Here is a 24,661-nt window from a genome sequence, read left to right as displayed (position 1 = left end):
GCCTCTGAAGGTTAGATGACAAAGAGCACCTGTCAGTCTGAACCTGTCGAAGACTCGTGCGCAGAGGCCTGCCCGCCATACTTCGACGGGCTACCCATGACAAGATAAAAAATGTGGTTTTTCACAGCAGATCAGCTTCGGGTGAAAACGAGTAGAACGATGCTGGGCGGTGCGGCTGCAGGGGCATGGCAAGTTTTTGCAGAAGCGGAGGCATTGCGTGCGAATCGGGGCAAAATAATTGCAGCCCGTGGTTCTGTTCGTTTTGCAGGGTGAAGGCCGCGCCGATGGCTATGGGGCCAGATTGTGCGCAAAGAAGCCTCTCTGCTGCAAGCCTTTTTGGTTACTTTTGTGGCGACAAAAGTAATTGGCCCCGCGCGGCCAGGAGCGCGACGATGTAAGTCAAATACCAATGAAGCCCGTTACCAGCCTGTCGGGGGTTGCTTCATTCCTTACAGCAATGACGTGACGCAGATGTCATTTTACCTTCAGAGGCCACCGGATTTAAATCACTCAGTATGACACCCATTTTTTTTCGTTGTAATGGGTAGCACTCGTGCTAACCTGTAAATCTTATAAATCATACCCATAATACCGTAATGCCTTCCCTGCCGGCTCATGGTAATTTTGTATCAGCAAATACAAATTATCATGACACATACATATAATATCACCGGCATGACCTGCAGCGGTTGCCTGGCTAAAGTGCAAGGCCTGTTACAGCAGGTTCCCAACATCGAAAAAGTTGAGATCTCATTAGCCGAAGGTACTGCCGACATCACGATGAAAAAGCACGTATCAACAGGCGACCTTCAACAAGCTCTTGCCGCTTATCCTAAATACCAGCTTAGCGAAGCAGAGGCACATCATCACCATATGAGTACGACAGATGCTGCTGAAAACCGCACCTGGCTGCAAACCTACAAGCCGATCCTGCTCATTTTTGGTTATATTTTAGCAGCAGCAATAATTGCCGGAAGCCATACAGGCGGATTTAACATCTTTACGGTCATGCGCGTTTTCATGAGCGGCTTTTTCCTGGTATTTTCCTTTTTTAAACTGCTGGATCTCGCGGGCTTTGCCGATAGCTATGCCATGTATGATGTGGTGGCCAAACGCTGGCGCGGATGGGGTTACGTGTATGTTTTTGTTGAACTGGGCTTAGGTCTTGCCTTTGCGCTTAATATTGCGCCGGTAACGGTTAACGCCATTATGGTTGCGTTAATGAGCATAAGCCTGATTGGTGTGCTGCAAAGTGTTTTCAGCAAAAGGCAGATCCGTTGTGCATGTCTTGGCGCGGTATTTAATTTGCCCATGAGCACAGTTACCATTATTGAAGATGGATTGATGATTGTAATGGGTTTAGTGATGCTGGGGTTAATGTAAGAGACCTTCAACAGGGTGTCATTTCGATTGAGCGGAAGAGGCATGAGCACCGGGGCGAAAGAGAAATCTTATACGCTGTGAAAGTTCGCTATAAAAGTTTGCAAGCAGGGTGTATAGGATTTCTCCTCTCTCCCATTACAATTCCCCGTCTGTTCTGTCGAAATGACAACTTTAATAAGAAATTATTAAGCTCCTACATCCTAAACCGCAAGGCAACCGAGCGTCCCAAAGCTTGCGCAAATTCGGGGTCAATTACCGGGCCTTCGCCTTTTTGTACCCATACACGGCGGGCGTCTTTTTGAAGGATTATTTTCTCGCCATTTAACAGGATCTCAAGTTCGCTGGTGGTTGGGGTAATTGGCGAGGTATTAATTTGATACACATGGTCGGTATCGTTAAAAGTTATTCTTAGTGGCAATCCCATCTTTATCTTCTCTACGGTAAACATACGTATCCCATGTTACAAAAGCAACAACAGGGTGGCTGACAACCCTAAATTCTAATTTAACAGGCTAATTTACAGATCATTATTTTACACAATTAATCAGGCCGCCAGCAGTAACTGAACCTTATGGATCAGGCTGTTCATGCCAAATGGCTTGTGCAAAACATCATCCGGCGCCCCTTTTTGCGGTTCCTGTGCTTCGGTTTCTTCGTTTTCTGAACAAACAATTACACGGAGATTTTCAGTGGCCCGGTTCAATTTAATGAGCCGGCACAGCTCGCGGCCATCCATGCTTTTATTAACAATATCCAGAATCACCAGGTCGGGGTGGCATGCTTTTATCGTTCTAAAAATTTCATGGGCATGGGTTGATGAGGCCACTTCGTAACCTTTGCCCAGCAAGATGTAGGTCATTACCTCTATCATCAGCTCGTTATCATCAACTATCAAAATTCGTTTTGCCATAAACCCTGCCCTGCTTTCTGTACTAATATTATGCAAACCGCATGCCACTGATTAACTTACAGTTAACTACTTGCCGTCCAGTCCGGGGGCCATTCCTGATAGAGCCCTGTTTTGTAATGATATTTTGACAATTATAGCCTTAATGTTTAAACACAATTGATCTGTTTTATTACATTTGGCCTATAGGAAATAGATTTAGCGAGCGAAAATGGACAATATCAATATCAAAAAACTGGCAAAGGAACTCAATATCTCCACATCAACCATCTCGAGGGCCTTTAATGGAAACACTGATATTAATAAAGACACTAAAGAGCGGATTTTAGCCTACGCCAAACAACATAACTATTTGCCCAACCATTATGCCAGTAACCTCCGCGATAAAAAGACCAACACCCTGGCTGTTATTGTTCCCGAAATAGCTAATGACTTTTTTTCGCAGGCTATCAATGGCATTGAAGAGGTTGCCCGTAAAAAAGGGTTCTACATTTTACTTTACCGCACCGACGACGTTTTTGAAAAGGAAGTATCGTTTGTAAATTACCTTAACAATGGCAAAGCCGATGGCATTATCATGTCGGTATCCGGCGAAGCCAGCGACCACAACTATCTGCGTCAACTGGAAAAAAACATGTGCCTGTTGTTTTTTTCGACCGCGTTTACGAGGATATTGAGGCCGCCAAAGTAACTACTAACGACTATGACGCCAGTTTTGCAGCAACCGAACACCTTATTAAAACCGGGTGCAAAAAGATAGCTTACCTGGTGGTTAACAAAAGTATTTCGATAGGTAAGGTGCGAATGCAGGGCTATATGGATGCATTAGCTAAGCACAAGATCGTGTTTGATGATACCCTTGTTATTGATTGCAGCAACGATGAAAAGGAAAATTATAAGATTTTGAAAAAGGCCTTACAGGTAATCAAGCCTGATGGTATTTTCAGTTCGGTTGAACGTTTGGCCTTTGCCACCTACTACGTTTGTAATGACCTTGGCATTTCGATACCTAACGATCTGAAAGTGATTAGCTTTTCAAGCCTCAGGGTAGCCCCGCTCCTTTCCCCCCTCTTTCAACCATAACGCAACCCGCTTACGAAATGGGCGTAAAGGCTGCAACTTTATTGTTCGATGTGCTGGAAAACAACGGCCTGGCCCCTAAAAAGCAACATGTATTGAAATCAAAACTGTTTATCAGGAAGTCTTCGTCGGGTTCATAGATCATGGTTCGTAGGTCATGATTAATGGAAAGAAGACCCGATTGGGTTCAAAGATCATGATTGCTAAGCAGTCATGTCGATCACTAATTTACTCCACCCTTTATTCCCCGCGTTTTTGATCTCTTTTTTACGCTGCTCCATTACTTTTTTAATGCGCGAGCTGTAAGCCCAACAGGTGCTTTGGCGGATGGAAAGAATTTCGGAAAGTTTATGTGACGAGATCTTACCCTTGGTTGAATACATCAGGAAGATCATATAAAAAGCTTTATTGATAGGGATCCGGGTGTTTTGCAATATGGTGTAAGCTATTACCGACTCTTCATAACCACATTTTGAACACCGGCGGCTGTAAGGCAGATGCCCGCTGCCGTAATGCGTATTGCTGCATTTGCGGCAGGCGTAACCATGCTCCCATTTCAGATCGGACAGGAATTTGAAGCAGGTTTCCCTGTCGGGATAAATACGGCTAAACTCTTCAAAGTCAACTTCGGTGAGCATTACCCTATCGTGTGTTACTTTTTCAATATCATTATGCAGGATAATGTTGTCTTTTTCGAGGAGCACATTCATGCGCGAGATCTCTTCGGCCTGTTGTTGCAGCAGCTCATTAACTGATTTTAGCTCCTCATTTTGTTCCGCTATCATTGATGACTTTTCAACCAGCTCGCGGGTGCGTTCCTGCACCTGGGCTTCAAGGCTGCGGTTCAGGATATCTTTCAGCTCTTCGTTTTGCTTCATCTGGGCTATAATATCCTGCTGGGCAACATCCTTTTCCTTTTTAAGGATCCGCACTTTATCTCCTATAGCAAAAGAGATGAACAGCATCTCCATAATAAAACAAATACTAAGGCTGTAGTAATCAAACTCGGTAACGGGCAGCCACCAAATATTTAGTGCTATACAGCTTTTAATCACAAAGCCGGTAAGTAAAAACGTATATCCGATAACAAAGAACCGCGCCGGTTTGTACCCTTTTATCAATACATAACAGCCCGCATAAAAAGAAATGCACAGCGGCAAAAACTCGATAATCTTGTAGTTAAACCAGGCCATATTAATGGCAATGCAAGCCAGGAAATAAATGCACCTGAAAATGATCACCCACTTGATCACTTTATTTAATCGCGGGGCATTAACTTTTAAATTGAGCAGCTTTTGGGCAAAAAGGATTGCAAAAATACTGGCCGAAAACAGGGCGATACCATACGCGTAATTGTTCCAGCCCGGATAGTTTGGCCAGATGTACTGGTAAGCTATGCCATCGGCACACATTTCATAAAGGCCAATACTTAAGTTATAAATGATGTAATACAAGTACTGTACCTGGCGCATGGCTATGAACATCATGAAATTGTACAGGCCAAAAACCAGGATCATACCGTAAAAAACACCAAAGAAAAAATATTCGTCGAGCGCGTAACCAATAAAGCGGCTTACCGTACGCAATACCATGATCACATTAACCGAATGCCCCGAACGGATGCGGATATAATAAACATCATCGGGCCCCTGGCTGCTGTTGATATTAAAGCTAAAGTTTTTGTGTTTGTAAAAGCGCGCGGCAAAAGGACGGCTACTGCCAAGCGACGTTGCCCTGTAAGTATTTTTAACGGGCGAATAAACGGTAATACTGTCGATAGTTTGATCAAAAAACTCCAGGATCCAGTTGTTGCTGGTGGCATTGGCCTTGCCAATTTTTATGCGGTACCAGTAAGCCGAATTGTTGTGATGGGTAACCGGGGTAGGTTCATGGTTAACTGCGAATTTGCCTGCTAAGTAAGCATCGCGAGTATCATCGAGGCCGAGTTTTCCGGTTGTGTCCTCAAAATAAACTATCTGCTTATATTCAAAAATGTGCTGGTTTACTTTGTCGTTTATTTGAACCGTGGTTTGAGCTATGCCTGTTGAAAAGCATAAGCAAAACAATATAATACCGATAAAAGATCTCAGTAAAAGTTTAAACATAGGCTTGGGAAATGGATGTATTCCGCACCTGTAATGGTGGTTTCACTACAGGCGCGAAAAAAATGGTTGTTTGGTTAGCGTCAGGCCGGATACAATTATAATATTTTTATTTTTCTATTCCTATTAAAAGTACATTAAACAGTTATTTAAAATGTTAATTTTTAGCTATTTGTTGTTAATATCCGGGATTTACTATGCATAAATAGTGATAAGCCCATTTACTAAAGTGTTCGAAGCGGTTTTTCCATCTATTTCATATTAAAGGGCTACGCCTAAAAAACAACAATGGCATTTCTCTTCAGGCGTATCTTTAAAGCCGGTGCGCACGGCGCCTGACCGTTTTATCATTGTTAAAATTTGATTTATCAGATAACTTAACATGACTAATATATGAACCGCTATTGGTTATAACAAGCGTATATTTGTAGTGTTAGGGCATTAAAATATCGCTTCTTAAAAATCACGATGTGCTTCATTACCAAAACGAAAACTGTTGCCTGCAAGCTAAAAACTATAAAACAGATGCAAAGCGAACATTACAATGCCGGGCTTAAAAAAGCATTCTTTTTTTATTCGCCCTGCTATTTACAGCAAGCTTAACCGTAAACGCCCAAAATATCCGGGTGGCGGCCGCTGCTAACCTGCAGCCGGTAATGGCGGTTTTACAAAAAGATTTTAAGCAAAAAACAGGAATTACTATTGATGTCGTTATCGGTTCATCGGGTAAGCTGGTAGCTCAGATCAGCAACGGCGCGCCGTTTGATGTGTTTTTATCGGCAGATATGACTTTTCCCGAAATGCTGTTTAAAAATGGTTTTGCAAAGGAAAAACCGGTAGTGTATGCCTCGGGCAGCCTGATCATTTGCAGTACGCAAAACATTGGTTTTGAAAACTGGGAACGCCTGCTGCTTTCGGCAAGGATAAAAAAATCGCCATAGCAAACCCGGCTATAGCGCCTTATGGTAGAGCCGCCGAGCAATCGCTCAGGGATAAGGGGATTTTGGATGATGCCAAATCGAAGGCCGTTTATGGAGAAAGCATATCGCAGGTAAATACTTACATTACCACAGGCGTGGCCGATATCGGTTTCACTACCCAATCGCTGGTAAAGGAACTGAGAAATAAAACACCGCTGTTTTATATGGTCGTCGATCCCAAAACCTACGACCCCATACTGCAGGGCATCGTGATCCTGAAACACGGAGCGGTTAATCCTGCGGCCGGAAAATTTTACCGGTACATTTTAAGCCCGGCGGCTAAAAGTATTTTTAAAGCGTATGGTTATAGGGTACAATAATTTGTATTTTTATCGATGGACCTATCGCCCATATGGCTCACATTAAAATTAGCAGGCATCACCACGCTTTTGCTACTGCTTATCGGGCTGCCATTTGCCTGGTGGCTTTCAAGGGGGCGATCTTTTATCAAGATCATTGCCGAAGCAATTATTACTATGCCTTTGGTATTGCCGCCATCGGTACTGGGCTTTTATCTGCTGCTGGCTTTTAGTCCGCAGCATGGTTTAGGGAAATGGCTGCATGATACTTTTGATGTACAACTGGTTTTTTCCTTTCCGGGGCTGATCCTGGCTTCGGTAATTTATAGTATGCCTTTTATGGTGGGGCCGGTAAAATCTGCTCTGCAGCAATTGCCGGTTTCATTAGCCGAAGCGTCATACACATTGGGAAAAACCGAATGGCAAACGTTCAGGTATGTACTGCTGCCCAACATCAAACCATCATTATTAACCGCCGCGGTTTTAACCTTTGCCCATACGCTGGGCGAGTTTGGTGTTGTGCTGATGATTGGCGGCAATATCCCCGGTGTTACCCGTGTAGCTTCTATTGCGGTATATGATTCGGTAGAGAAGATGGACTATGCCTCGGCCAATAATTATTCGTTGATTTTATTCTCCATTACGTTCATTTTGGTGATAGCTGTTTTTATATTCAATAAATACCAGGCGAAAGGCCCCATAGCATGATCAGCATTGATATTGAAATAAAACTGAAAGCCTATCATGGCGGACAATTGCTGAAAATAAACCGGCAATTTAATACAGGAAGTATCATAAAAATTTTAGGGCCGTCCGGTTCAGGAAAAACCACTTTATTAAAAATGATAGCCGGATTGGGGACACCTGAAAATGGGGTGATCATGGCTAATGGTGTTACCTGGTTTGATTCGAGGGAAAAAATCAACCTGTCTCCTCAAAAAGAAATGTTGGTTTTGTGTTTCAAAACTATGGCCTGTTTCCGAACATGACCGCAAAACAACACCTGGAATATGCCACAAATGATACAGATTGGATAAAGCAGTTATTGTCGTTAGGTCAATTGGATAAGTTTACTAATCACAAACCAAATCATCTTTCAGGAGGACAGCAACAACGACTGGCCATTTTGAGGGCCCTGGCTATTAAACCTAAATTGCTTTTAATGGATGAGCCATTTTCGGCACTGGATAATAAAGTAAAAACAAGCCTGATAGCTGAGCTTAGATATTTAATTAAGCAAATGGGTATCACTACTATTATTGTAAGTCATAATTTGCAGGAGTTGGAAATGTTTGAGGGCGAGGTGATGGATTTTGAGGGATTGGTTTGATATATCAGATTAAATTGTTCTGATCATCCAGGTATTGCTTGTGCTGATTTTATTCAGATTATACTACAGGATCCTGTAACAAATTCTATTTCAAACCATCCTATGAGTTATAAGGGATACCCCTTTTTACTTAAACCGTATCTACTATGCAATCTCGTAAAAAAACATTTTTATAGCAATTGGATTCCTTTTGATCATTGTCATATTCAAGAATACGACGTTTAGTTATAATAAGACCGAAGGAAGCTACAGTGTTATGGCTAATTGGCCGGAGGGATTTAGAAAAGATTCGGCAATATCAGCAAAAGGGAGCAAAGGCGATTTATCCGTAATTGTGTTATTTAAAAAGGATACACTTTATAAAGAAATTAATAAAGCAGCACCCATTATCATCAACGTCAATTCGTTAGAAACGGGACCCTTATGGGTACCTTTTTATAAATCAATTGATTATACCGCCGTAGGTAATCTGAATGATATACAATCTAAAGCTCCGGTGCAGCTTACTACCATGGGGCATGTTTCTTTAACCGGGAATTATTCAAGCAAACAAGCAATAGCGATGATTAATAAAGCTGTGGCCGAAAGTTTTGTGAATGAAATAAAGAATCATTTTTATCCCGCTCAATAATTACCAAAAGGAGCTTTATGTCATGGAATAATTCCGCCGCCGCTTAGCTCCAGCCGGGTGGTAACGTTTAAATCTTGATTACTTACTACTCTTATCTCCGTCAGATATCGACTTAATGAGGCTACCCCATGCCAACGGGTTTAACAGCGGATTGGGTGTAAGCGAGTGCGAATTCAGGATGCTGGTGTGCATAGCCTGCGCATTGGCCGATTGTATTTCCTGGGCATCGCGGGGCAAAGTGTTATACAAGGCCGATAGGGTTGCTTTGCTGATGTTTTTGCGGGCAATCTCCAAATCGTCATCAGCAAGTTTTATAGCCAGGAAATCTTTTTTAAACTCATCTGTAGTTGCCCATGGAAACACGTGAAATGTAGGCAGGTTGATGATCTGAGCTTTCAGGGATACCTGGGTAGTATAACTTTCATTTGGCAGATTGGACGGGATAACCACGGTAACCGGGGCATAGCCAACGCAGGTGAAGCGAAGGGTATCGCGCTCATGTACAACAAATGAAAAGTATCCCTTATAGTTTGATACGTTAATAATATTATGTGCCGAAGTATTGGTAATGGTTACATAAGGGATAGTGATCTTTACGCTATCGGCATTATGTGTAATACCGGTAAATTGCACAACGGGGCGATCTTTGCTTTGTGCAAAAGCGCCCATTGAAACAAATAACAGCAGTAAACCAAATAAATATTTCATAAAACCATTAACTACTTAGCTCAACATATATTACGCTGCGAGGGTCAAAATAGTTTTTAAACTTCATCAAAAATAAGTCATATCCCCCAATTGAACCGGGGATTTAACAAATCTTAACAACTACCTTAAATTTTCGGGAAGCACGGCATTGGGGTCATCAATGTCCGTTAGGTTTATGGCCTCAATGGCGGTAATTTCGGGCACAGCTTTTTTAATAGCCTGCTCAATACCTGCTTTAAGGGTCATGATACTCATTGGGCATGATCCGCATGAACCCAACAGCTTTAATTTAACGACATTTTCAGGAGTTATCTCCTCAACAGAAACATTCCCCCCATCAGCCTCCAAATACGGACGGATAGTATCTAAAGCTGCTTCAACCTGATTTAATAAACTCATTTTTATTAATTTATAACGTTATGTAAAGTTATTAATTATTTACAATATTTTCTGCACTCAATGCTTTGGCATTTGATATGGCCACCTGCTGGGCAACACGCTCGGCCATTTTCACAAAAGCAGCGGTCATTGGGCCGTCTTCTTCAAGCACCGTTGGCTTACCGGCATCGCCCGAATCACTGATGCCTTTAATCAGCGGGATTTCGCCCAGGAACGGAACATCAAGCTGTGCCGCCAGTTTTTGTCCACCGCCTTTACCAAATATGTAATACTTGTTTTCGGGCAGTTCGGCAGGTGTAAAGTATGACATGTTTTCAACCACCCCCAGTATAGGCACATTAATAGCCGGCATCATAAACATACCAATACCTTTTTTAGCATCGGCCAGGGCTACATTTTGCGGCGTGGTAACAATTACAGCGCCCGTTACCGGGAAGCTTTGCGTTACCGTGATGTGAATATCGCCTGTACCCGGCGGCAGGTCGATCACCAGGTAATCCAGCTCGCCCCAGTCGGCATCATTGAACAGTTGTTTTACAGCGGTAGATACCATTGGCCCACGCCATGGCACCGGCTGATTAGGATCGGTAAAGAAACCGATAGACAGTAATTTGATGCCGTATTTTTCAATCGGCTCAATTCGGGTTTTGCCATCAACCTGGCTGGCCATTGGGCGGGCACCCTCCAGGCCAAACATAATGGGTACCGATGGACCGTAAATATCGGCATCGATCATTCCCACCTTTGCGCCAGATTTCGCCAGACCCAAAGCAAGGTTTGCCGCAACCGTTGATTTACCAACACCACCCTTGCCCGAAGCTACGGCAATGATATTTTTTACACCCGGAACCCCGGTATTTTTTTGAGTAGTTACACGCGAGGTCATGTTGATATTGATAACGGCCTCTTTGCTTACAAAATGCAGGATAGCATTACGGCAGGCATTCTCAATCATGGCTTTAAGCGGGCAGGCCGGCGTAGTCAATATCACCGAGAAGCTAACGTTGTTGCCATCAATATGAATATCCTGGATCATGTTAAGCGTTACCAGGTCTTTTTTCAGATCCGGTTCTTCAACGTTGCCCAGTGCCTGTAAAACTTGTTCTTTAGTAATTGTCATAATATGAGGCAAATTTATGAAAACAGGTGGTTGATTAAGTTTATCAGGAAACAATTTGCAAAAACAACCGTTTGCAGGGGATAAGATTTAGTTTAGTTTTGGATAAAATTAACAAATGAAGCGCCTTAATCCTAAATATATACGCATAGCCGCATACATTCTCGTTCCCTTAATTCTTATTCTGCTTATCGGCGGATATGTTGCCTACTCAAAACGTGGAGCCCTGCTCGAAAAAGCCATTGACAAAGCTAAATTAAAAGCAAAGAGGGATTATAATTTAGATGTAAAAATAGGATCGGCTAAGTTTACCGGCCTCAGCACCGTTTCATTCTCGGATATCAGCATCGTACCGGATGGCCGCGATAGCTTACTGAACATCAAAAATTTTGTGGTAAGTGTACGGATAATGCCGCTGGTGCTTGGTGAGGTAAAACTATCAGATGTGGTATTGCAGGATGGCTTCATTAGCCTTGTTAATAAAAACGGGGTCAAGAATTTCGATTTTCTTTTCAAAAAGAAAAAGGACTCAACAGCCACCGATACCAAAGCCGATTTGAGCCATCTTGCCGATAACCTGATCAACCAGCTGCTTTATAAGATCCCGGATAACTTATCGCTCCATAATTTCAGGATCAGTTTTAAGAGCGACAGCGATCAACTTAAACTTTTAGCGCAAACAGCACTGATCAAAGACGGGCAACTGAGCTCAACCATAAAGGTTAATGACGGGGAAGCCACCTGGCATTTCGCCGGCAAAATGCACCCTTCGGATAAGGATATCGACGTAATGCTTTATGCCGATGGCAAAAAAGTAGAGCTGCCTATCATTGAAAAGAAATTTAACCTGAAGCTTAATTTTGATACACTGCAAACAAAACTAACCGAGGAAGACCACAGCAGCGGTGAAACCAGGATCTCGGGTTCATGGTCGGTTAAAAACCTGCTTATTCGCCATCCGGGCATTTCATCTACTGATATTGTGTTGCCGGCGGCTGCTATTGATGCCGATGTTAAAGTAGGCACTAATTACATATCCATCGATAGTACTTCGCTTATCCATATTAAAAAATTAACGGCGCACCCATACATTAAGTATACGCTTAACCCGGTAAAAATTTATGAGCTGAAGCTCAATACCGGCTGGCTTAATGCGGCCGATATTTTCGATTCGTTTCCTACGGGGATGTTTGACGCCCTTGACGGCATCCAGGTTGCGGGCAAGCTGAATTATCACATGAATTTTTACATGGATTCATCAAAACCCGATGATTTGATATTTGATTCGGGCATGGATAAAGATAACTTCCGGATCCTGAAATTTGGACGCACCGATTTAACCAAGCTTAACAGCCCCTTTGTATATACACCGTATGAAAAGGGCAAACCAATGGCCCCACACCTGATAGGCCCCGAAAACCCGGAGTTTACGCCGCTGCAGCAAATCTCACCTAATTTGAGAAACGCGGTAATGACGGCCGAAGATCCATCTTTTTACACCAATCATGGCTTTGTAATGGAGGCCATCCGTAAATCAATAGCTACCGATTTTAAAACAAAAAAATACAAACGCGGCGGCAGCGGCATATCGCAGCAGTTGGTTAAAAACGCCTACCTGAGCCGGGAGAAAACCCTGTCGCGCAAAATAGAGGAGATCCTGATTGTATGGCTTATTGAAAATAACCGCATCATGACCAAAGACAGGATGCTGGAAGTTTACTTTAACATTATTGAATGGGGCCGTAATATTTACGGTATTGGCGAGGCTTCGCATTATTACTTTGGCAAATCGCCGTCTGAGCTTAGTTTGGGAGAAAGTATTTACCTGGCCAGCATTGTCCCCTACCCTAAAGGCGGTTTATACGCCTTTCAGCCTGACGGTACCTTACGACCGGGACTGCATGGATACTTTAACCTGATTGGTAAACTGATGGCGATGAAGGGATATACCGCCCGGGATACCAATGCTTATGGATTTTACGAAGTGCGGTTAAGGGAAGGTCTGCGCCGGCAGATTGCCCCTGTTGATACTGCTACTGCTGATAGCCTTATGAAACAAGGCGGAGCAGATGACGATGGTATTTTGCCAGTTGTTGAAGAGCCTGTAAAAAGGCCTAACTTTTTCCAGCGCCTTTTTGGTAAAAAAGATACCACCGAAGAAAAGGCCGAGGAAAAATTGAAACAAAAAGAACAAACGATAAAAGAGCAGATCAAAGCCCAGATAGAAGCACTTAAAGCTGAATATAAACTCAAGATTGACGCTGTTGATACCACCGGCGGCCGGACACGAAAAGACGTACGGCAGGAAAAACGGCGGCTGAAGGATGAAGAACGGGAAAAGGAAAAAGAATTGAAAGATAAGATGCCGTAGGAGACAGTAAACAAGATGTCATTGCGCAGCGCGGCAATCGCACGGAAGCATATTCGTCCTGTATCGTATGCGATTGCCGCGTTGAGCTACCCATAACATAATTAAAAAATGGGTAGCCCGTCGAAGCATGGTGGGTAGGCCTCTGCGCGCGAGTCTTCGACAAGCTCAGACTGACAGCCCCTCTTTTGTCATTTCACCTTCAGAGTCCATGGATTAATCACTCAGAATGCCAATCCCTCCACACCTGGTACCGTACTAAAAAAGTTTACAGATTAATTCAATCTAAATATATCCGCGCATATATAGTGCTCGCTGCCGTAAAGCGCCTTCGCTTTTAGCCTATATTAAGGCCCATAGTTTTTATTTTAATAGGCACATAAATAACATTCACAAAACGATAATATCATCGTTTTAAATCTATTCGTGTCTAAATATATACGCGCATATATAGCCCGGGGCTACCCTCCTCTATTTTTTCCTTAAAATTAATTGCGAAATAAGCGTATCACCAAAAAAATTCATCGCAACAGAAACGTTGCACAGGCCATTTAAACTAATTTTTGTCCTTTTAAACACTGTGATGCAAGCGTATTAAATTAAACATAATATACTATAAATCAATTAATTATGAACATTTTTCTTGATTGATCCGTTTAAATTACTGTAGATTTGTAATGCCAATTTTAAGCTACGCATAAACCTGCTTCATGTGAAACAGTAACGGTCGGGCGTATTTACCCTGACCAATGCTTTGATATTCTTAAGCAACAGTTAAATATTGTTACAAATATTGAATTGTTGCATAGGGAGCTTATGTGATATTTTTTTGAATATCAATCAACTAAATAAACAACTCAATGAAAATCAATTACCAATTAAAGCGGTTCGCAGTCCTCACCCTGCTCTCCACCGCTGCTTTTTACTCTTGTAAAAAGAATGTGAACAACAACGAAGCACCCAATCAAAAAACAATCGGCACCGTAGCACGGGCCGCTAACGAAGTAGTGAATGCCTGGGTTACCACAGCCGATCAGTCAAAGCTTTTACAGGCACAAGCCAGTTTCAATTTCGCTGCCGATGCCGGCACTAATGCAACAACCATTACAGTAGACGAAAACCAAACCTACCAGGGAATAGACGGTTTCGGCTTTACTTTAACCGGGGGCAGTGCCGGACTACTTAACGGCCTTGGCGCCAACCAAACCAATGTGCTTAACGAGCTTTTCGGCACGGCTAACGGCCAGATCGGGATCAGCTATATCCGGATCAGCATCGGTGCCTCCGATCTTAGCTCAAGCGATTTCACCTACAACCAAACGGCCGGCGATTTTAACATGAACAACTTCAGTATCAGCGCCGAAAACCAGGACCTGCTACCGATCCTGAAAAAGATCATAGCCATAAATCCGTCTATTAAAATTATAGCCACTCCATGGACAGCCCCTACCTGGATGAAGGTAAACACCACGGGCAATAACGGCTATACCGGCGGCAGCCTCAATACAGCAGCAGGTTATTATGACGCCTATGCCCGCTATTTTGTAAAATACCTGCAGGCCATGCAGGCACAGGGGATTACCATTGATGCCATTACCCCTCAAAATGAACCGCTTAACCCATACAACAACCCAAGTATGGTAATGCAGCCGGATGAGCAGGCCAATTTTATTAAAAACAACCTCGGCCCGCAAATCAGGGCGGCAGGCTTTCAAACCAAAATCATTGCCTATGACCACAATACCGACAGGATTGATTATCCCGAAACCGTGTTAGCTGATGGCGGCGCAAATCCTTATGTTGACGGTTCAGCTTTTCACCTGTATGCGGGCAATATCAGCGCCCTGACTGATGTACACAACTCCTATCCCAACAAAAACGTTTATTTCACCGAGCAATGGGTTGGCGCACCAAGCAATTTTGGCGGCGATTTGTCATGGCATATTAATACACTCATTATTGGCGCTACCCGCAACTGGAGCCGCAATGTTTTAGAGTGGAACCTGGCCTCCGACCCAAACAACAATCCGCATACACCGGGTGGTTGCAGTACCTGTTTGGGTGGTATCACTATTAGCGGTACTTCTATCACCCGTAATGTTGGTTATTACATTATTGGTCACGCATCGCGTTTTGTACGGCCCGGAGCTGTGCGGATTTCTTCCAATTTATCAGGCAGTATCCAAACCGTGGCCTTCAAAAATTCCGATGGCAGCAAGGTACTCATCGCGCTTAACAATGGTTCATCAAGCGTAAGCTTTAAAGTTAAATGGGGTGCGGAATCTTTTACTTACACTTTAGCCGCGGGCGCTGTAGCAACCTTTAAATGGACCGGCACCCAAAGTTCAGCATCAGGCCCGCCCATAGGTTCAATCATCACTTTTAAAGGCTTTAATAACCTGTACGTAAGCAGCGAAAACGGCACGCAGGCCATGAATTGCAACCGGTCTACCGCCTCAGCATGGGAACAATTTACAGTGGTTGATGCCGGTGGGGGCAAAATAGCCTTGATGGCCATGAATAAATACGTATCGTCAGAAAACGGTACACAGGCCATAACCTGCAACCGCACAACCTTTGGCGACTGGGAAAAATTTGACTGGATCCCCACAACCGATGGCAAGGTTACCCTCCGCGGCAATAACGGCAAATTTATATCCAGCGAGAACGGTACACAACCCATGACCTGTACCCGTGCAACAGCATCAGGTTGGGAAGCTTTTGGTGTAAACCAATAATTACTTACGAAACCAATCAATTATTTACCAATACTATCATTATGAAACAACTTTTAAATTTTGCGAAGAGTGCCGCTACTGCATCGGCATTAATGCTTTTAATTTCGTCCTGCAGCAAGGACCTGAACAAAACCTCACCTACCATTAAAACAGCCGATGAAACGGCAGGATCAACAACCACGCCAAGGGCAGGCACACTGGTATGGAGCGATGAGTTTAACGGCACCGGCGTTAACACCAACAACTGGAACATTGATAACGGCAACCCCAATGTCAATAACGAAAAAGAATATTACCAGTCGGCAAACGCCACGGTATCAGGCGGTTTCCTTACCATTACTGCCCGCAAGCAATCCGTTGGAGGCCAGCCCTATACATCAGCCAAATTGACTACAGCAGGCAAATTCCAGCCTACCTATGGTCGTATTGAGGCAAGTATTAAGCTGCCGGCGGTACAAGGTACATGGCCGGCATTTTGGATGCTGGGCGCAAACATCGGAACCGTAGGCTGGCCACAATGCGGCGAAATAGATATCATGGAGCAGGTAAACACCTCCAGTACTATTTTAGGCACTATGCACTGGTACAACAACGGCGGCCACGTACAATATGGAGGCAGCACTACCACCACGCCAACAGGTTTCCATACCTACGCGGTTGAGTGGGATACCAATTCTATCCGCTGGTATGTGGATAATACGCTGTATGTAACCGGTAATATTGCCAATAATATCAACAATACCGGCGCATTTCATAATCCGTTCTTTATTATCCTTAACCTCGCCATAGGCGGAGATTTGCCGGGTAATACCATCAATGATAGTGCATTGCCTTGCAACATGGTGGTTGATTATGTACGGGTTTATGACCTGTCGGGCAGCAGCACAAACCCTCCTATTGGTCAAACTATCACTTTAAAAGGTTTTAATAACCAATATGTTAGCAGCGAAAATGGCACACAACCCATGAATTGTAACCGCGCCACTGCATCAGCATGGGAGCAATTTACTGTAGTTGATGCCGGGGGCGGTAAGGTAGCTCTTCAGGCGATGGGTAAATACGTATCAAGCGAAAACGGTACACAAGCCATTACCTGTAACCGCACTACCATAGGCGATTGGGAAAAATTTGACTGGGTGCCTACCACCGATGGTAAAATTACTTTCAGGGGCAACAACGGCAAGTTTATTTCCAGCGAAAACGGCACACAGCCCATGACGTGTAACCGTGCAACAGCATCGGGCTGGGAGGCTTTCGGTGTAAATCAATAATTTAAAATGATATATTTAGCCTGCTCTTTTTAAAAGGGCAGGCTTACTTGCTATATAAACCTGCCATGAAAAAATTCACCGGCTTTTGCTTTCTGTGGTTAATAATAGGCTTGCATAAGTTATATGCTCAGTCGGCCGGGAGCAAATTGGAGTTTAATCTTACCGATGGCTATCAGCGCGAGAATTTTCACTGGTCGATAGCTGGCAATAGCAATGGTCAAAGCCCCAATGTTTTTTCAGAACTGAAATGGACAAAGCTGAGCGGGCAAAGTGTTGGAGCTTCATTACAATATAATGTATATCAACGATTTAACATTTATTCAGATTACGCCCGGCAATTTATCACCTCGGGTTCGGTAAATGATTCGGACTATAGCACTGATAACCGTACCGGTAATACCTATAATGAAACATTTGATGCTGGCAAAGGGAATACACAGAGCCTGGCGCTTGGTGTCGGGTACAAGCTAATTGATAATGAGCTATTTAGATTTAGTCCTTATGCAGGATACAGCTATAATCGGCAGTCCCTTTATTTATATGGTATCGGTAACCGCTTTCCGAACTTGAACAGCAGCTACCAAACTAAATGGAAAGGCGTATTCATTAAAGCCATTGCATCTTTAAAACTTACTGAAAAGCTGAAAGTTAATGCCGATATCACCTACAACCAGGTAGGTTATAATGCCTGGGGCAACTGGAACCTCATTACCACTTTTCAACACCCGGTTAGCTACCGGCACCATGCCAACGGGTATGGGTTAAATATGAACGGCTCATTGGCTTATTCAATCACAAATCACATAGCCATTCAGGCCGGTGGTGGATATCTGCACTGGCAAACAGGTAATGGTACCGATGAACTTTATCTCAATAGTGGCGAGGTGGATAAAACGCAGATGAACGGGGCGTACAGAAATGGCTTTAGGGCATTTGGGGGCTTGAAAATTTCTTTTTAATTATTTAAAAATCGTCGTCGTTCGGTGCTGAATTAATATAAATATCTATATTACAGTTAATTAAATGTTACATACAACTACCTCCCCCGGTTTATATCGCCGGCGCGGCTATAGACCGCCGAAAAGGTTCCACGTGGCACATTGGTGCAATTACGGGCATAAATTAAATATTTATTTTGCTTTTGGTAAGGATGGTATTTATCATCTAAATGGCATAGGTGGTGGCGGCGGATGAACTAAACAAATGACATCCGCATCACGCTATCTCGATGACAATTTTAATTTAATTACCTTATTATCAATAACTTAATTATTATCCTTCTGCTTATCAGCAGCATCCTTAGCTGCTTTCTCCTTTTGCTTTTGGGCTTCTTTGGCTGCCTTTTCTTTATCTTCTTTAATCTGTTCCTGCGCTTTCTTAATACTGTCTTGTCTTTGCTGTTCGCGTTTCTTCTTCTTGTTAAAGAAACCTCTCAACAAAAAGTTATGCTGAGCTGCGGTAAGGTCCTCATTAAGCGTGTTGGTTGTAGTATGGACTGTTTTGATAGTAGTACGGGCCTGTTTAACAGTGCCTTCCAGGTCACGCGCCATTTTATCGCTGTTCAACAAACGGCCAATACTACCCTGTCCATTATTAATCTTGGCGACTATGCCGGTTAAATTTTCGGTTAACGATTCGGCATTATCGGCCACGCGGGTAAGTTTATTAATGATCTTGTCTACGTCAACCGGATTTATCGAACTTAAACGGCCGCCGTCTTCAATCTCCTCGTGGCTAACAATACCACCGGGTGCTATTACTACCAGCTTATCCCCCATCAAACCATCACTGCCTATGCTCAGCTTCGAATCTTTTTTTATAAACTTTTTAACGCTTTTATTCAGTGTAAGGTCAACCCGTACCGAGCTATCGGTTACTATATTAATAGATTGTACCACTCCCACATTAATACCCGCAAAGCGTACATTATTACCCACCTGCAGGCCACTTACGTTTTTAAACCGGCCATAAACATGAAAGGTAGAATTGAACAGGCTTTTTTGGTTACCTATTAAAAAAATAGCTACCAACAGCACTGCCAATCCTAAAAAGGTGAACAGGCCTATTTTTATTTTTTGAGATGATGTGGTTTTCATGCTGATACGTTAAAAAATGATCTGACCATTTCGTTGTCTGATTTTTCGAGCTCTTTGTACGAGCCCTCGGCTATATATTTACCATCATCCATTACCAGGATCCGGTCGGCCGTAATGCGGGCGCATTCCATATCGTGGGTAATAATGACAGATGAAATTTCATATTTCCGTTGCAGCCGGTTAATCAGTTCACTGATCTCGCGTGATGTAATGGGGTCAAGCCCCGTAGTAGGCTCATCGTACAACATAATTTCGGGGTTAACAATCAGGGTACGGGCAAGGCCTACCCTTTTCCGCATCCCTCCTGATAAATCGGACGGCATTTTATCTATCGCATCTAACAAACCAACAGCGTCCAATACACCTTCAACCTTTTTATTAATTTCTTTCTGGTCTTTTAGCTTCAACACCCTGGTAAGCGGAAACTCCAGGTTATCCCTAACCGTCATGGAATCATACAAGGCACCGCCCTGAAAAAGGAAGCCTATCTTTATCCTAAGCTGTTTAAGCTCATCATCGTCCATCGTGGTAATATCTTCACCAAATACTTCCAGGCTGCCGCCATCGGGCTGTAACATACCCACAACGCACTGAATAGTAACCGATTTTCCCTGTCCTGATTTCCCCAGTACAACGATATTTTCACCCTTTTTTAAGTCAAAACTGATATCCTTAAGCACCTGCTTTTTGCCAAAGGATTTTTTGATCCCCTTAGCGCGGATCACCACTTCTTTTTTTGAGGGGATAGTTCCTTTTCGGCTTCATTATGTTGGTTTGTTTCTTTCATCTCATTTATAAAATAACAAACTGGTGATCTGAACGGCTATAGCATCAATAATAAAAATCCACAACGAAGCAGTTACCACGGCCGAGTTTGCAGCTATGCCTACACTTTCAGTGCCTTTATCAGAGTGATAACCTTTATAACATCCCACAAAACCAACCGCAAACCCAAAAAGCACCGTTTTGGCAACTGCAGGCAGCAGATCCGAAAAATCGAGCGAGGCTATACATTTATTGAAATAGAGGGAAAAACTAATGCTATCGGTGAAGTTAAGCGCCAGGAAACCACCAAAAAGCCCAATGGCGTCGCCTATAACGGTTAATAGTGGAATCATAAAGCTGGTTGCCAGTATGCGCGTTACTACCAGATATTGGACGGGGTTTGCGCCCGATACTTCCATGGCATCAATCTGTTCGGTAACTTTCATACTGCCCAGCTCGGCCCCAATACTCGATGCTATTTTGCCGGCACAGATAATAGCCGTAATAACAGGCCCAATTTCGCGTACAAGGGCTACCGACAATGTTTTAGGCAACATGCTTTCGGCGCCAAGATCTACCAGCGACGGTCTGAGCTGCAAAATAAGCACCAGACCCATAATAAAGGAGGTGATACCCACCAGCATCATAGACCGGTAGCCTATTTCGTAGCATTGCCTTACAAATTCCGACCATTCAAAGCCGCCGGTAAATATATTGCGGAAAAAGCGTGTGAAGAACAATACATAGTCGCCCATGCCTTCCAGCCATTTCCTCCATCCGCTTAGTTCCTGCTGTGCTTCCATCAGTGAATCTTAAATTATAGTAAACAACAACAAAGCAACGCTCAATTGTTTTTGAACTTTCAATAATATTCACTTCATGGATTCAGGCTAAATACTGATTATGACATCGGTACATCAATGACCAGGAAACGGGAGGGCTCTTCGGTTATAATTGTAAGTGAACTTGTATCATAAACGCCCAGCGCATCTTTTTTGTTTAAAACCTGGCTGTTTATTTTAGCCGCCCCATCCAACACAAAAACGTAAGCGCCATTGCCTTTTGTTTTAATATCATAATTTATTGTTTGCCCTGCCTCAAACTCGCCCATCGAAAATGTGGCATCCTGGTTTATCCAAAGGGTGTCTTCACTTTTATGCGGCGAGATCAGCGTAGTGAGCTCATTCAATTTAAAACGGTCTTTAAAACTCATCTGATCGTAACGGGGCTGGATATTTCTTTCTTTAGGAAAAAGCCAGATCTGCAGCGTATTTGCCGCTTCTTTATGCGATGCATTATACTCTGAATGATATACACCGGTACCGGCTGACATTACCTGCACCTCTCCCGCATTCACTACCCCGGTATTACCCATACTATCTTTATGCTGTAACCCTCCTTTTAAAGGAATAGTGATAATTTCCATATTATCATGCGGATGGCTTCCAAAACCGCGGCCCGCAGCAATAATATCATCATTCAAAACGCGCAGCGCTCCGAAATTCATTTTTTCGGGATTATAATAAGATGCAAAACTGAAGGAAAAATTGGCCTTTAACCAGCCTATATCGTTATGTCCCCGTTCTGATTCTGGATAAAATATTGTTTTCATGTCACTATATAATTATATGTTTAAACACACAATATTTATTCCACAATTTAATTATGCGTAATTTTGCAAAAAATCAATAAGTAATGGCAAAAAAAGCTGTTATTGCAGGCTCAAGCGGACTTATTGGCAGTCATCTCCTGCAAATTTTATTGGAACAAGCCTATTATGATGAAGTATTGATCCTGGTAAGAAAAAACTACCACTACAGCATCATAAATTAAAACAGCTTGTTATCGACTTTGAACAGCCCGAAACCTATAAAAACGAGCTGAACGGCCATGCTTTGTTCTGCTGTTTAGGATCAACTAAAAGAAAACTCCTGATTTAGCTGTCTATCGTAAGATAGATCATGATTATCCGTTATTACTGGCACAATTGGCTAAGCAAAACGGGCTTGAACAATATCATTTGGTATCCTCCATTGGAGCCGATATAAATGGTGCTAATTTTTATACGAAAACTAAAGGAGAAACTGAAGCTGATATCACAGCTACGGGTATCCCCGCTATTCATATTTACAGGCCATCTTTTTTAGCCGGCGACAGGCAGGAAAGCCGACCAATGGAAAAGTTTTTAAACGGCTTAATGAAAGTTATAAATCCATTGCTTTTTGGAAGCTGGAAAAAATACCACAGCATTGATGCCTCAACCGTTGCCATGGCCATGTATCTACAATCAAAAAAACAAACGACTGGTGTATTTATATACGAGTCGGATAAAATAAAACAACTATCGTGAGTACTTATCTTTCTGCCGAGAACCTTGGCCATCAATTTCATGACAACTGGTTATTTAAAAATGTAACCATAGGTATTAACCGTGGCCGTAAGGTTGCGCTTGTAGGCGTTAATGGTGCCGGCAAATCTACCCTTCTAAAAATATTAGGAGGCACTATAAAGCCTACCGAAGGTAAAGTAGTGCAAGCCCGTGACCTTAATATGGGTTACCTGGAGCAGGACCCAAACTTTAAAAACGCGGTTACTATCAGCGATTATATATTTCATGCTGATGATGTACAGCAGCAGCTCATCCGCAGGTATGAGGAACTGATGGAGAACGATCCGGAAAATACCAAAGCCATTGAAAAGGTAATGGAAGAGATGAGCGAGGTTGATGCCTGGGAGTATGAGTACAAGATCAAAACTATTTTAGGCAGGTTAGATATACATCATCTCAATCAGCATATCACTACCCTATCGGGCGGGCAAAAGAAACGCTTAGCTTTAGCCAAGCTGCTTATTGAAGACCCAGAGGTTTATATACTGGATGAGCCTACCAACCACCTGGATATTGATACGATAGAATGGCTGGAGAAATTACTGACCGAAGGCAACAAAACCATATTGATGGTTACGCACGACAGGTATTTCCTGGATAACGTATGTAATGAGATATTAGAGATTGATAGGGGCAAAATTCAACCGTACAATGGCAGCTACGGCTATTATCTTGAAAAGAAAGCCGAGCGTGAAGCGGCAGACGAAGCAGCATTTCAAAGAAACTCCAACCTTTTGAGGAAGGAGCTGGAATGGATGCGCCGCCAGCCCCAGGCACGTGGTACTAAGTCTAAAGCACGTATTGATGCTTATTACGACCTGGAAGAAAAAACAAAGAAGGGCGGAATCCGTGACAAAGTCGAGCTGAGCGTTAAAACAGCGCGCCAGGGTAATAAGATCATGGAAATGGATCACCTGTATAAATCATTCAACGGTAACACTTATATCAATAATTTCAGTTATATATTTAAAAAAGGCGACAGAATTGGTTTGGCCGGGAAAAATGGCAGCGGTAAATCTACCCTGTTAAATATCATTACCGGTGCCTTACAACCAGATAAAGGAACTGTAGTTAAAGGAGAAACCACAGTAATAGGCTATTTCCACCAGGCAGGGATTACTTTTAAGGAAGATGAGCGTGTAATTGATATTGTAAAAAACGTAGCAGAATTTATTACCATGGCCGACGGTAAAACTATTTCGGCTTCCGCATTACTTACGTTGTTCCTCTTCCCTCCTGCCAAGCAGTATGGTTTTATATCCAAACTAAGCGGCGGTGAAAAGAAACGCCTGCAATTGATGAGCATCCTGATGAAGAACCCTAACTTCCTCATACTGGATGAGCCTACCAATGACCTGGATATCGATACCTTAAACGTATTGGAAGAATTTTTAACCAACTACGGAGGTGTATTGATGATGGTATCGCACGACAGGTATTTGTTAGATAAGCTAACCGACCAGCTTTTCATTATGGAAGAAAAGGGCCATGTACGCATCTTTAATGGTAATTATTCGTCATACAGGCTTGAACTGGAAGAAGCAAAACAACAAGCAAAAAAACCCGCTCCTGTTGCACAAACTCAAACTCCCGTAGCTAAAAAAGTAAACTGAGCTTTAAAGAAACAAAGGAACTGGAGAGTATTGAAGGCGAAATCAACACTATTGAAGCAACAATCAAAGACAAAAACGAACAATTAAACGCTTCAGGCATCGATCCTAAAAAGCTTGATGATTTATTAAAGCAAATAGATATTTTAAATAAACAACTGGACGATAAAAGCGCCCGTTGGATGGAATTAACGGAGCTAAACGAAGGATAATGAAAGCATCGGATATTATAGCATCAATAGGTGTAATTATACTTTTAATAGCGTTTCTGTTAAATTTAACTAAGAAACTACCTACCGAAAGCAAGCTTTACAGCCTTTTAAACCTTATTGGCGCAGGCACCTGTTGCTATGCATCATACATAGTAAACTTCTACCCTTTCGTGGTATTAGAGGGCGTTTGGGGGTTTGTGGCTTTAATATCATTATTCAGAGTTCCACGTGGAACATCTGTTTAATTAAGGTAATTTTGTATCTAAGTCTAAAATT

Annotated in this window: 29 protein-coding genes; 19 read left to right on the top strand and 10 right to left on the bottom strand. The window is 42.8% G+C overall.

The genetic code is table 11. The features are described from left to right. Positions 1-648 precede the first annotated feature (648 nt). Positions 649-1,383: a heavy metal translocating P-type ATPase gene (locus tag ACRQ5D_RS08490; protein ID WP_091174874.1), complete on the top strand. Its 735-nt coding sequence runs from the start codon at positions 649-651 to the stop codon at positions 1,381-1,383. Positions 1,384-1,576: 193 nt separating this feature from the next. Here ACRQ5D_RS08490 and ACRQ5D_RS08485 read toward each other — a convergent pair whose 3' ends face one another. Continuing rightward, positions 1,577-1,807, bottom strand: a complete 231-nt coding sequence (locus tag ACRQ5D_RS08485) for a hypothetical protein (RefSeq protein ID WP_090532876.1) — start codon at positions 1,805-1,807, stop codon at positions 1,577-1,579. A gap of 120 nt (positions 1,808-1,927) precedes the next feature. Continuing rightward, a complete protein-coding gene (locus ACRQ5D_RS08480) occupies positions 1,928-2,293 on the bottom strand; it encodes a response regulator (protein ID WP_091174872.1) in 366 nt (121 codons plus the stop codon). A gap of 208 nt (positions 2,294-2,501) precedes the next feature. Between ACRQ5D_RS08480 and ACRQ5D_RS08475 the strand changes: the two genes are divergently transcribed. Genes ACRQ5D_RS08475 through ACRQ5D_RS08465 form a run of 3 tightly spaced genes read left to right on the top strand, consistent with a single transcriptional unit; the run spans position 2,502 to position 3,510 of the window. Then, positions 2,502-2,981 (top strand): LacI family DNA-binding transcriptional regulator, encoded by a 480-nt coding sequence (locus ACRQ5D_RS08475; protein ID WP_432328652.1) that lies wholly within the window; start codon positions 2,502-2,504, stop codon positions 2,979-2,981. Further along, positions 2,927-3,373 (top strand): substrate-binding domain-containing protein, encoded by a 447-nt coding sequence (locus tag ACRQ5D_RS08470; protein ID WP_432328651.1) that lies wholly within the window; start codon positions 2,927-2,929, stop codon positions 3,371-3,373. Before ACRQ5D_RS08475 ends, ACRQ5D_RS08470 begins: the two co-directional genes overlap by 55 nt. A gap of 17 nt (positions 3,374-3,390) precedes the next feature. Continuing rightward, positions 3,391-3,510 (top strand): hypothetical protein, encoded by a 120-nt coding sequence (locus ACRQ5D_RS08465; RefSeq protein WP_431199401.1) that lies wholly within the window; start codon positions 3,391-3,393, stop codon positions 3,508-3,510. A 63-nt stretch (positions 3,511-3,573) separates the two neighbouring features. On the opposite strand, the gene ACRQ5D_RS08460 is transcribed toward ACRQ5D_RS08465, so the two are convergent. Continuing rightward, entirely contained in the window at positions 3,574-5,475 is a 1,902-nt protein-coding gene (locus ACRQ5D_RS08460) for a 7TM diverse intracellular signaling domain-containing protein (protein WP_091174867.1), read from the bottom strand. Between the two features lie 623 nt (positions 5,476-6,098). On the opposite strand from ACRQ5D_RS08460, the gene modA (ACRQ5D_RS08455) reads away from it, so the two are divergent. The 6 genes from modA (ACRQ5D_RS08455) (at position 6,099) to ACRQ5D_RS08430 (ending at position 8,712) form a co-directional block, all read left to right on the top strand. Next, positions 6,099-6,413, top strand: a complete 315-nt coding sequence (gene modA / locus ACRQ5D_RS08455; RefSeq protein ID WP_431199400.1) for a molybdate ABC transporter substrate-binding protein — start codon at positions 6,099-6,101, stop codon at positions 6,411-6,413. Continuing rightward, positions 6,368-6,772 (top strand): molybdate ABC transporter substrate-binding protein, encoded by a 405-nt coding sequence (gene modA, locus ACRQ5D_RS08450; protein ID WP_431200973.1) that lies wholly within the window; start codon positions 6,368-6,370, stop codon positions 6,770-6,772. The genes modA (ACRQ5D_RS08455) and modA (ACRQ5D_RS08450) overlap by 46 nt, the downstream gene beginning before the upstream one ends. A gap of 15 nt (positions 6,773-6,787) precedes the next feature. After that, positions 6,788-7,459 carry a molybdate ABC transporter permease subunit gene (modB, locus tag ACRQ5D_RS08445; protein WP_091174864.1) on the top strand — a complete coding sequence of 224 codons (672 nt, stop codon included), beginning with the start codon at positions 6,788-6,790 and terminating at the stop codon, positions 7,457-7,459. Further along, on the top strand, positions 7,456-7,740 hold the full coding sequence (locus tag ACRQ5D_RS08440; RefSeq protein WP_431199399.1) for an ATP-binding cassette domain-containing protein: 285 nt from the start codon (positions 7,456-7,458) through the stop codon (positions 7,738-7,740). Before modB ends, ACRQ5D_RS08440 begins: the two co-directional genes overlap by 4 nt. Beyond that, complete coding sequence (locus ACRQ5D_RS08435) at positions 7,737-8,081, top strand: ATP-binding cassette domain-containing protein (protein WP_432328650.1); 345 nt, start codon at positions 7,737-7,739, stop codon at positions 8,079-8,081. The genes ACRQ5D_RS08440 and ACRQ5D_RS08435 overlap by 4 nt, the downstream gene beginning before the upstream one ends. 256 nt (positions 8,082-8,337) lie before the next feature. Next, positions 8,338-8,712, top strand: coding sequence for a hypothetical protein (locus ACRQ5D_RS08430; RefSeq protein ID WP_431199397.1), 375 nt, complete (start codon positions 8,338-8,340; stop codon positions 8,710-8,712). A 78-nt stretch (positions 8,713-8,790) separates the two neighbouring features. On the opposite strand, the gene ACRQ5D_RS08425 is transcribed toward ACRQ5D_RS08430, so the two are convergent. The 3 genes from ACRQ5D_RS08425 to ACRQ5D_RS08415 form a co-directional block, all read right to left on the bottom strand. Continuing rightward, positions 8,791-9,420, bottom strand: a complete 630-nt coding sequence (locus ACRQ5D_RS08425) for a hypothetical protein (RefSeq protein ID WP_091174856.1) — start codon at positions 9,418-9,420, stop codon at positions 8,791-8,793. Between the two features lie 120 nt (positions 9,421-9,540). Continuing rightward, positions 9,541-9,819 carry a NifU family protein gene (locus tag ACRQ5D_RS08420; RefSeq protein WP_090532767.1) on the bottom strand — a complete coding sequence of 93 codons (279 nt, stop codon included), beginning with the start codon at positions 9,817-9,819 and terminating at the stop codon, positions 9,541-9,543. Between the two features lie 31 nt (positions 9,820-9,850). Continuing rightward, positions 9,851-10,939: an Mrp/NBP35 family ATP-binding protein gene (locus tag ACRQ5D_RS08415; protein ID WP_090532765.1), complete on the bottom strand. Its 1,089-nt coding sequence runs from the start codon at positions 10,937-10,939 to the stop codon at positions 9,851-9,853. A gap of 115 nt (positions 10,940-11,054) precedes the next feature. Here ACRQ5D_RS08415 and ACRQ5D_RS08410 point away from each other — a divergent pair, with 115 nt between their 5' ends. From ACRQ5D_RS08410 to ACRQ5D_RS08395, 4 genes are all read left to right on the top strand, one after another. Next, positions 11,055-13,307: a transglycosylase domain-containing protein gene (locus ACRQ5D_RS08410; protein WP_091174852.1), complete on the top strand. Its 2,253-nt coding sequence runs from the start codon at positions 11,055-11,057 to the stop codon at positions 13,305-13,307. A gap of 857 nt (positions 13,308-14,164) precedes the next feature. Further along, positions 14,165-16,042 (top strand): glycoside hydrolase family 30 beta sandwich domain-containing protein, encoded by a 1,878-nt coding sequence (locus ACRQ5D_RS08405; RefSeq protein ID WP_091174850.1) that lies wholly within the window; start codon positions 14,165-14,167, stop codon positions 16,040-16,042. Positions 16,043-16,083: 41 nt separating this feature from the next. Beyond that, on the top strand, positions 16,084-17,313 hold the full coding sequence (locus ACRQ5D_RS08400; protein ID WP_218134513.1) for a family 16 glycosylhydrolase: 1,230 nt from the start codon (positions 16,084-16,086) through the stop codon (positions 17,311-17,313). A gap of 65 nt (positions 17,314-17,378) precedes the next feature. After that, a complete protein-coding gene (locus ACRQ5D_RS08395; protein ID WP_091174847.1) occupies positions 17,379-18,272 on the top strand; it encodes a hypothetical protein in 894 nt (297 codons plus the stop codon). A 306-nt stretch (positions 18,273-18,578) separates the two neighbouring features. Here ACRQ5D_RS08395 and ACRQ5D_RS08390 read toward each other — a convergent pair whose 3' ends face one another. The 4 genes from ACRQ5D_RS08390 to ACRQ5D_RS08375 all read right to left on the bottom strand — a co-directional run bounded on the left by ACRQ5D_RS08390 (position 18,579) and on the right by ACRQ5D_RS08375 (position 21,786). Further along, on the bottom strand, positions 18,579-19,409 hold the full coding sequence (locus ACRQ5D_RS08390) for an MlaD family protein (protein ID WP_091174844.1): 831 nt from the start codon (positions 19,407-19,409) through the stop codon (positions 18,579-18,581). After that, positions 19,406-20,137: an ABC transporter ATP-binding protein gene (locus tag ACRQ5D_RS08385; protein ID WP_432328649.1), complete on the bottom strand. Its 732-nt coding sequence runs from the start codon at positions 20,135-20,137 to the stop codon at positions 19,406-19,408. The genes ACRQ5D_RS08390 and ACRQ5D_RS08385 overlap by 4 nt, the downstream gene beginning before the upstream one ends. A 60-nt stretch (positions 20,138-20,197) precedes the next feature. After that, the gene (locus tag ACRQ5D_RS08380; RefSeq protein WP_091174839.1) at positions 20,198-20,977 is read right to left on the bottom strand and encodes an MlaE family ABC transporter permease; all 780 of its coding nucleotides are present in this window, start codon (positions 20,975-20,977) and stop codon (positions 20,198-20,200) included. 98 nt (positions 20,978-21,075) lie between these two features. Further along, positions 21,076-21,786 (bottom strand): pirin family protein, encoded by a 711-nt coding sequence (locus ACRQ5D_RS08375; protein ID WP_091174836.1) that lies wholly within the window; start codon positions 21,784-21,786, stop codon positions 21,076-21,078. Between the two features lie 83 nt (positions 21,787-21,869). Between ACRQ5D_RS08375 and ACRQ5D_RS08370 the strand changes: the two genes are divergently transcribed. From ACRQ5D_RS08370 to ACRQ5D_RS08350, 5 genes are all read left to right on the top strand, one after another. Beyond that, positions 21,870-22,007 carry a hypothetical protein gene (locus ACRQ5D_RS08370; protein ID WP_431199394.1) on the top strand — a complete coding sequence of 46 codons (138 nt, stop codon included), beginning with the start codon at positions 21,870-21,872 and terminating at the stop codon, positions 22,005-22,007. A 154-nt stretch (positions 22,008-22,161) separates the two neighbouring features. Beyond that, the gene (locus ACRQ5D_RS08365) at positions 22,162-22,524 is read left to right on the top strand and encodes a hypothetical protein (protein WP_432328648.1); all 363 of its coding nucleotides are present in this window, start codon (positions 22,162-22,164) and stop codon (positions 22,522-22,524) included. Next, positions 22,521-24,176 carry an ABC-F family ATP-binding cassette domain-containing protein gene (locus ACRQ5D_RS08360; protein ID WP_431199392.1) on the top strand — a complete coding sequence of 552 codons (1,656 nt, stop codon included), beginning with the start codon at positions 22,521-22,523 and terminating at the stop codon, positions 24,174-24,176. Before ACRQ5D_RS08365 ends, ACRQ5D_RS08360 begins: the two co-directional genes overlap by 4 nt. Beyond that, complete coding sequence (locus ACRQ5D_RS08355; protein ID WP_431200972.1) at positions 24,173-24,385, top strand: ABC transporter C-terminal domain-containing protein; 213 nt, start codon at positions 24,173-24,175, stop codon at positions 24,383-24,385. The genes ACRQ5D_RS08360 and ACRQ5D_RS08355 overlap by 4 nt, the downstream gene beginning before the upstream one ends. Then, positions 24,385-24,630 carry a CBU_0592 family membrane protein gene (locus tag ACRQ5D_RS08350; protein ID WP_208057695.1) on the top strand — a complete coding sequence of 82 codons (246 nt, stop codon included), beginning with the start codon at positions 24,385-24,387 and terminating at the stop codon, positions 24,628-24,630. The genes ACRQ5D_RS08355 and ACRQ5D_RS08350 overlap by 1 nt, the downstream gene beginning before the upstream one ends. Positions 24,631-24,661 lie beyond the last annotated feature (31 nt).

The organism is Mucilaginibacter sp. P25 (assembly GCF_050859465.1).
Taxonomy (GTDB): domain Bacteria; phylum Bacteroidota; class Bacteroidia; order Sphingobacteriales; family Sphingobacteriaceae; genus Mucilaginibacter; species Mucilaginibacter gossypii.
Note: the sequence above shows the minus strand (reverse complement) of the source record. Positions and strands in the feature narration are given on the sequence as shown.

Coding starts and splice junctions, on each gene's coding strand:
- ACRQ5D_RS08420 (WP_090532767.1), bottom strand. CDS start 9,819: ATGAGTTTATTAAATCAGGTTGAAGCAGCTTTAGATACTATCCGTCCG.
- ACRQ5D_RS08480 (WP_091174872.1), bottom strand. CDS start 2,293: ATGGCAAAACGAATTTTGATAGTTGATGATAACGAGCTGATGATAGAG.
- ACRQ5D_RS08430 (WP_431199397.1), top strand. CDS start 8,338: ATGGCTAATTGGCCGGAGGGATTTAGAAAAGATTCGGCAATATCAGCA.
- ACRQ5D_RS08490 (WP_091174874.1), top strand. CDS start 649: ATGACACATACATATAATATCACCGGCATGACCTGCAGCGGTTGCCTG.
- ACRQ5D_RS08390 (WP_091174844.1), bottom strand. CDS start 19,409: ATGAAAACCACATCATCTCAAAAAATAAAAATAGGCCTGTTCACCTTT.
- ACRQ5D_RS08370 (WP_431199394.1), top strand. CDS start 21,870: ATGGCAAAAAAAGCTGTTATTGCAGGCTCAAGCGGACTTATTGGCAGT.
- ACRQ5D_RS08415 (WP_090532765.1), bottom strand. CDS start 10,939: ATGACAATTACTAAAGAACAAGTTTTACAGGCACTGGGCAACGTTGAA.
- ACRQ5D_RS08460 (WP_091174867.1), bottom strand. CDS start 5,475: ATGTTTAAACTTTTACTGAGATCTTTTATCGGTATTATATTGTTTTGC.
- ACRQ5D_RS08410 (WP_091174852.1), top strand. CDS start 11,055: ATGAAGCGCCTTAATCCTAAATATATACGCATAGCCGCATACATTCTC.
- ACRQ5D_RS08405 (WP_091174850.1), top strand. CDS start 14,165: ATGAAAATCAATTACCAATTAAAGCGGTTCGCAGTCCTCACCCTGCTC.
- ACRQ5D_RS08400 (WP_218134513.1), top strand. CDS start 16,084: ATGAAACAACTTTTAAATTTTGCGAAGAGTGCCGCTACTGCATCGGCA.
- ACRQ5D_RS08350 (WP_208057695.1), top strand. CDS start 24,385: ATGAAAGCATCGGATATTATAGCATCAATAGGTGTAATTATACTTTTA.
- ACRQ5D_RS08485 (WP_090532876.1), bottom strand. CDS start 1,807: ATGGGATTGCCACTAAGAATAACTTTTAACGATACCGACCATGTGTAT.
- ACRQ5D_RS08475 (WP_432328652.1), top strand. CDS start 2,502: ATGGACAATATCAATATCAAAAAACTGGCAAAGGAACTCAATATCTCC.
- ACRQ5D_RS08435 (WP_432328650.1), top strand. CDS start 7,737: ATGACCGCAAAACAACACCTGGAATATGCCACAAATGATACAGATTGG.
- ACRQ5D_RS08380 (WP_091174839.1), bottom strand. CDS start 20,977: ATGGAAGCACAGCAGGAACTAAGCGGATGGAGGAAATGGCTGGAAGGC.
- ACRQ5D_RS08395 (WP_091174847.1), top strand. CDS start 17,379: ATGAAAAAATTCACCGGCTTTTGCTTTCTGTGGTTAATAATAGGCTTG.
- ACRQ5D_RS08375 (WP_091174836.1), bottom strand. CDS start 21,786: ATGAAAACAATATTTTATCCAGAATCAGAACGGGGACATAACGATATA.
- modB (WP_091174864.1), top strand. CDS start 6,788: ATGGACCTATCGCCCATATGGCTCACATTAAAATTAGCAGGCATCACC.
- ACRQ5D_RS08465 (WP_431199401.1), top strand. CDS start 3,391: ATGGGCGTAAAGGCTGCAACTTTATTGTTCGATGTGCTGGAAAACAAC.
- ACRQ5D_RS08425 (WP_091174856.1), bottom strand. CDS start 9,420: ATGAAATATTTATTTGGTTTACTGCTGTTATTTGTTTCAATGGGCGCT.
- ACRQ5D_RS08440 (WP_431199399.1), top strand. CDS start 7,456: ATGATCAGCATTGATATTGAAATAAAACTGAAAGCCTATCATGGCGGA.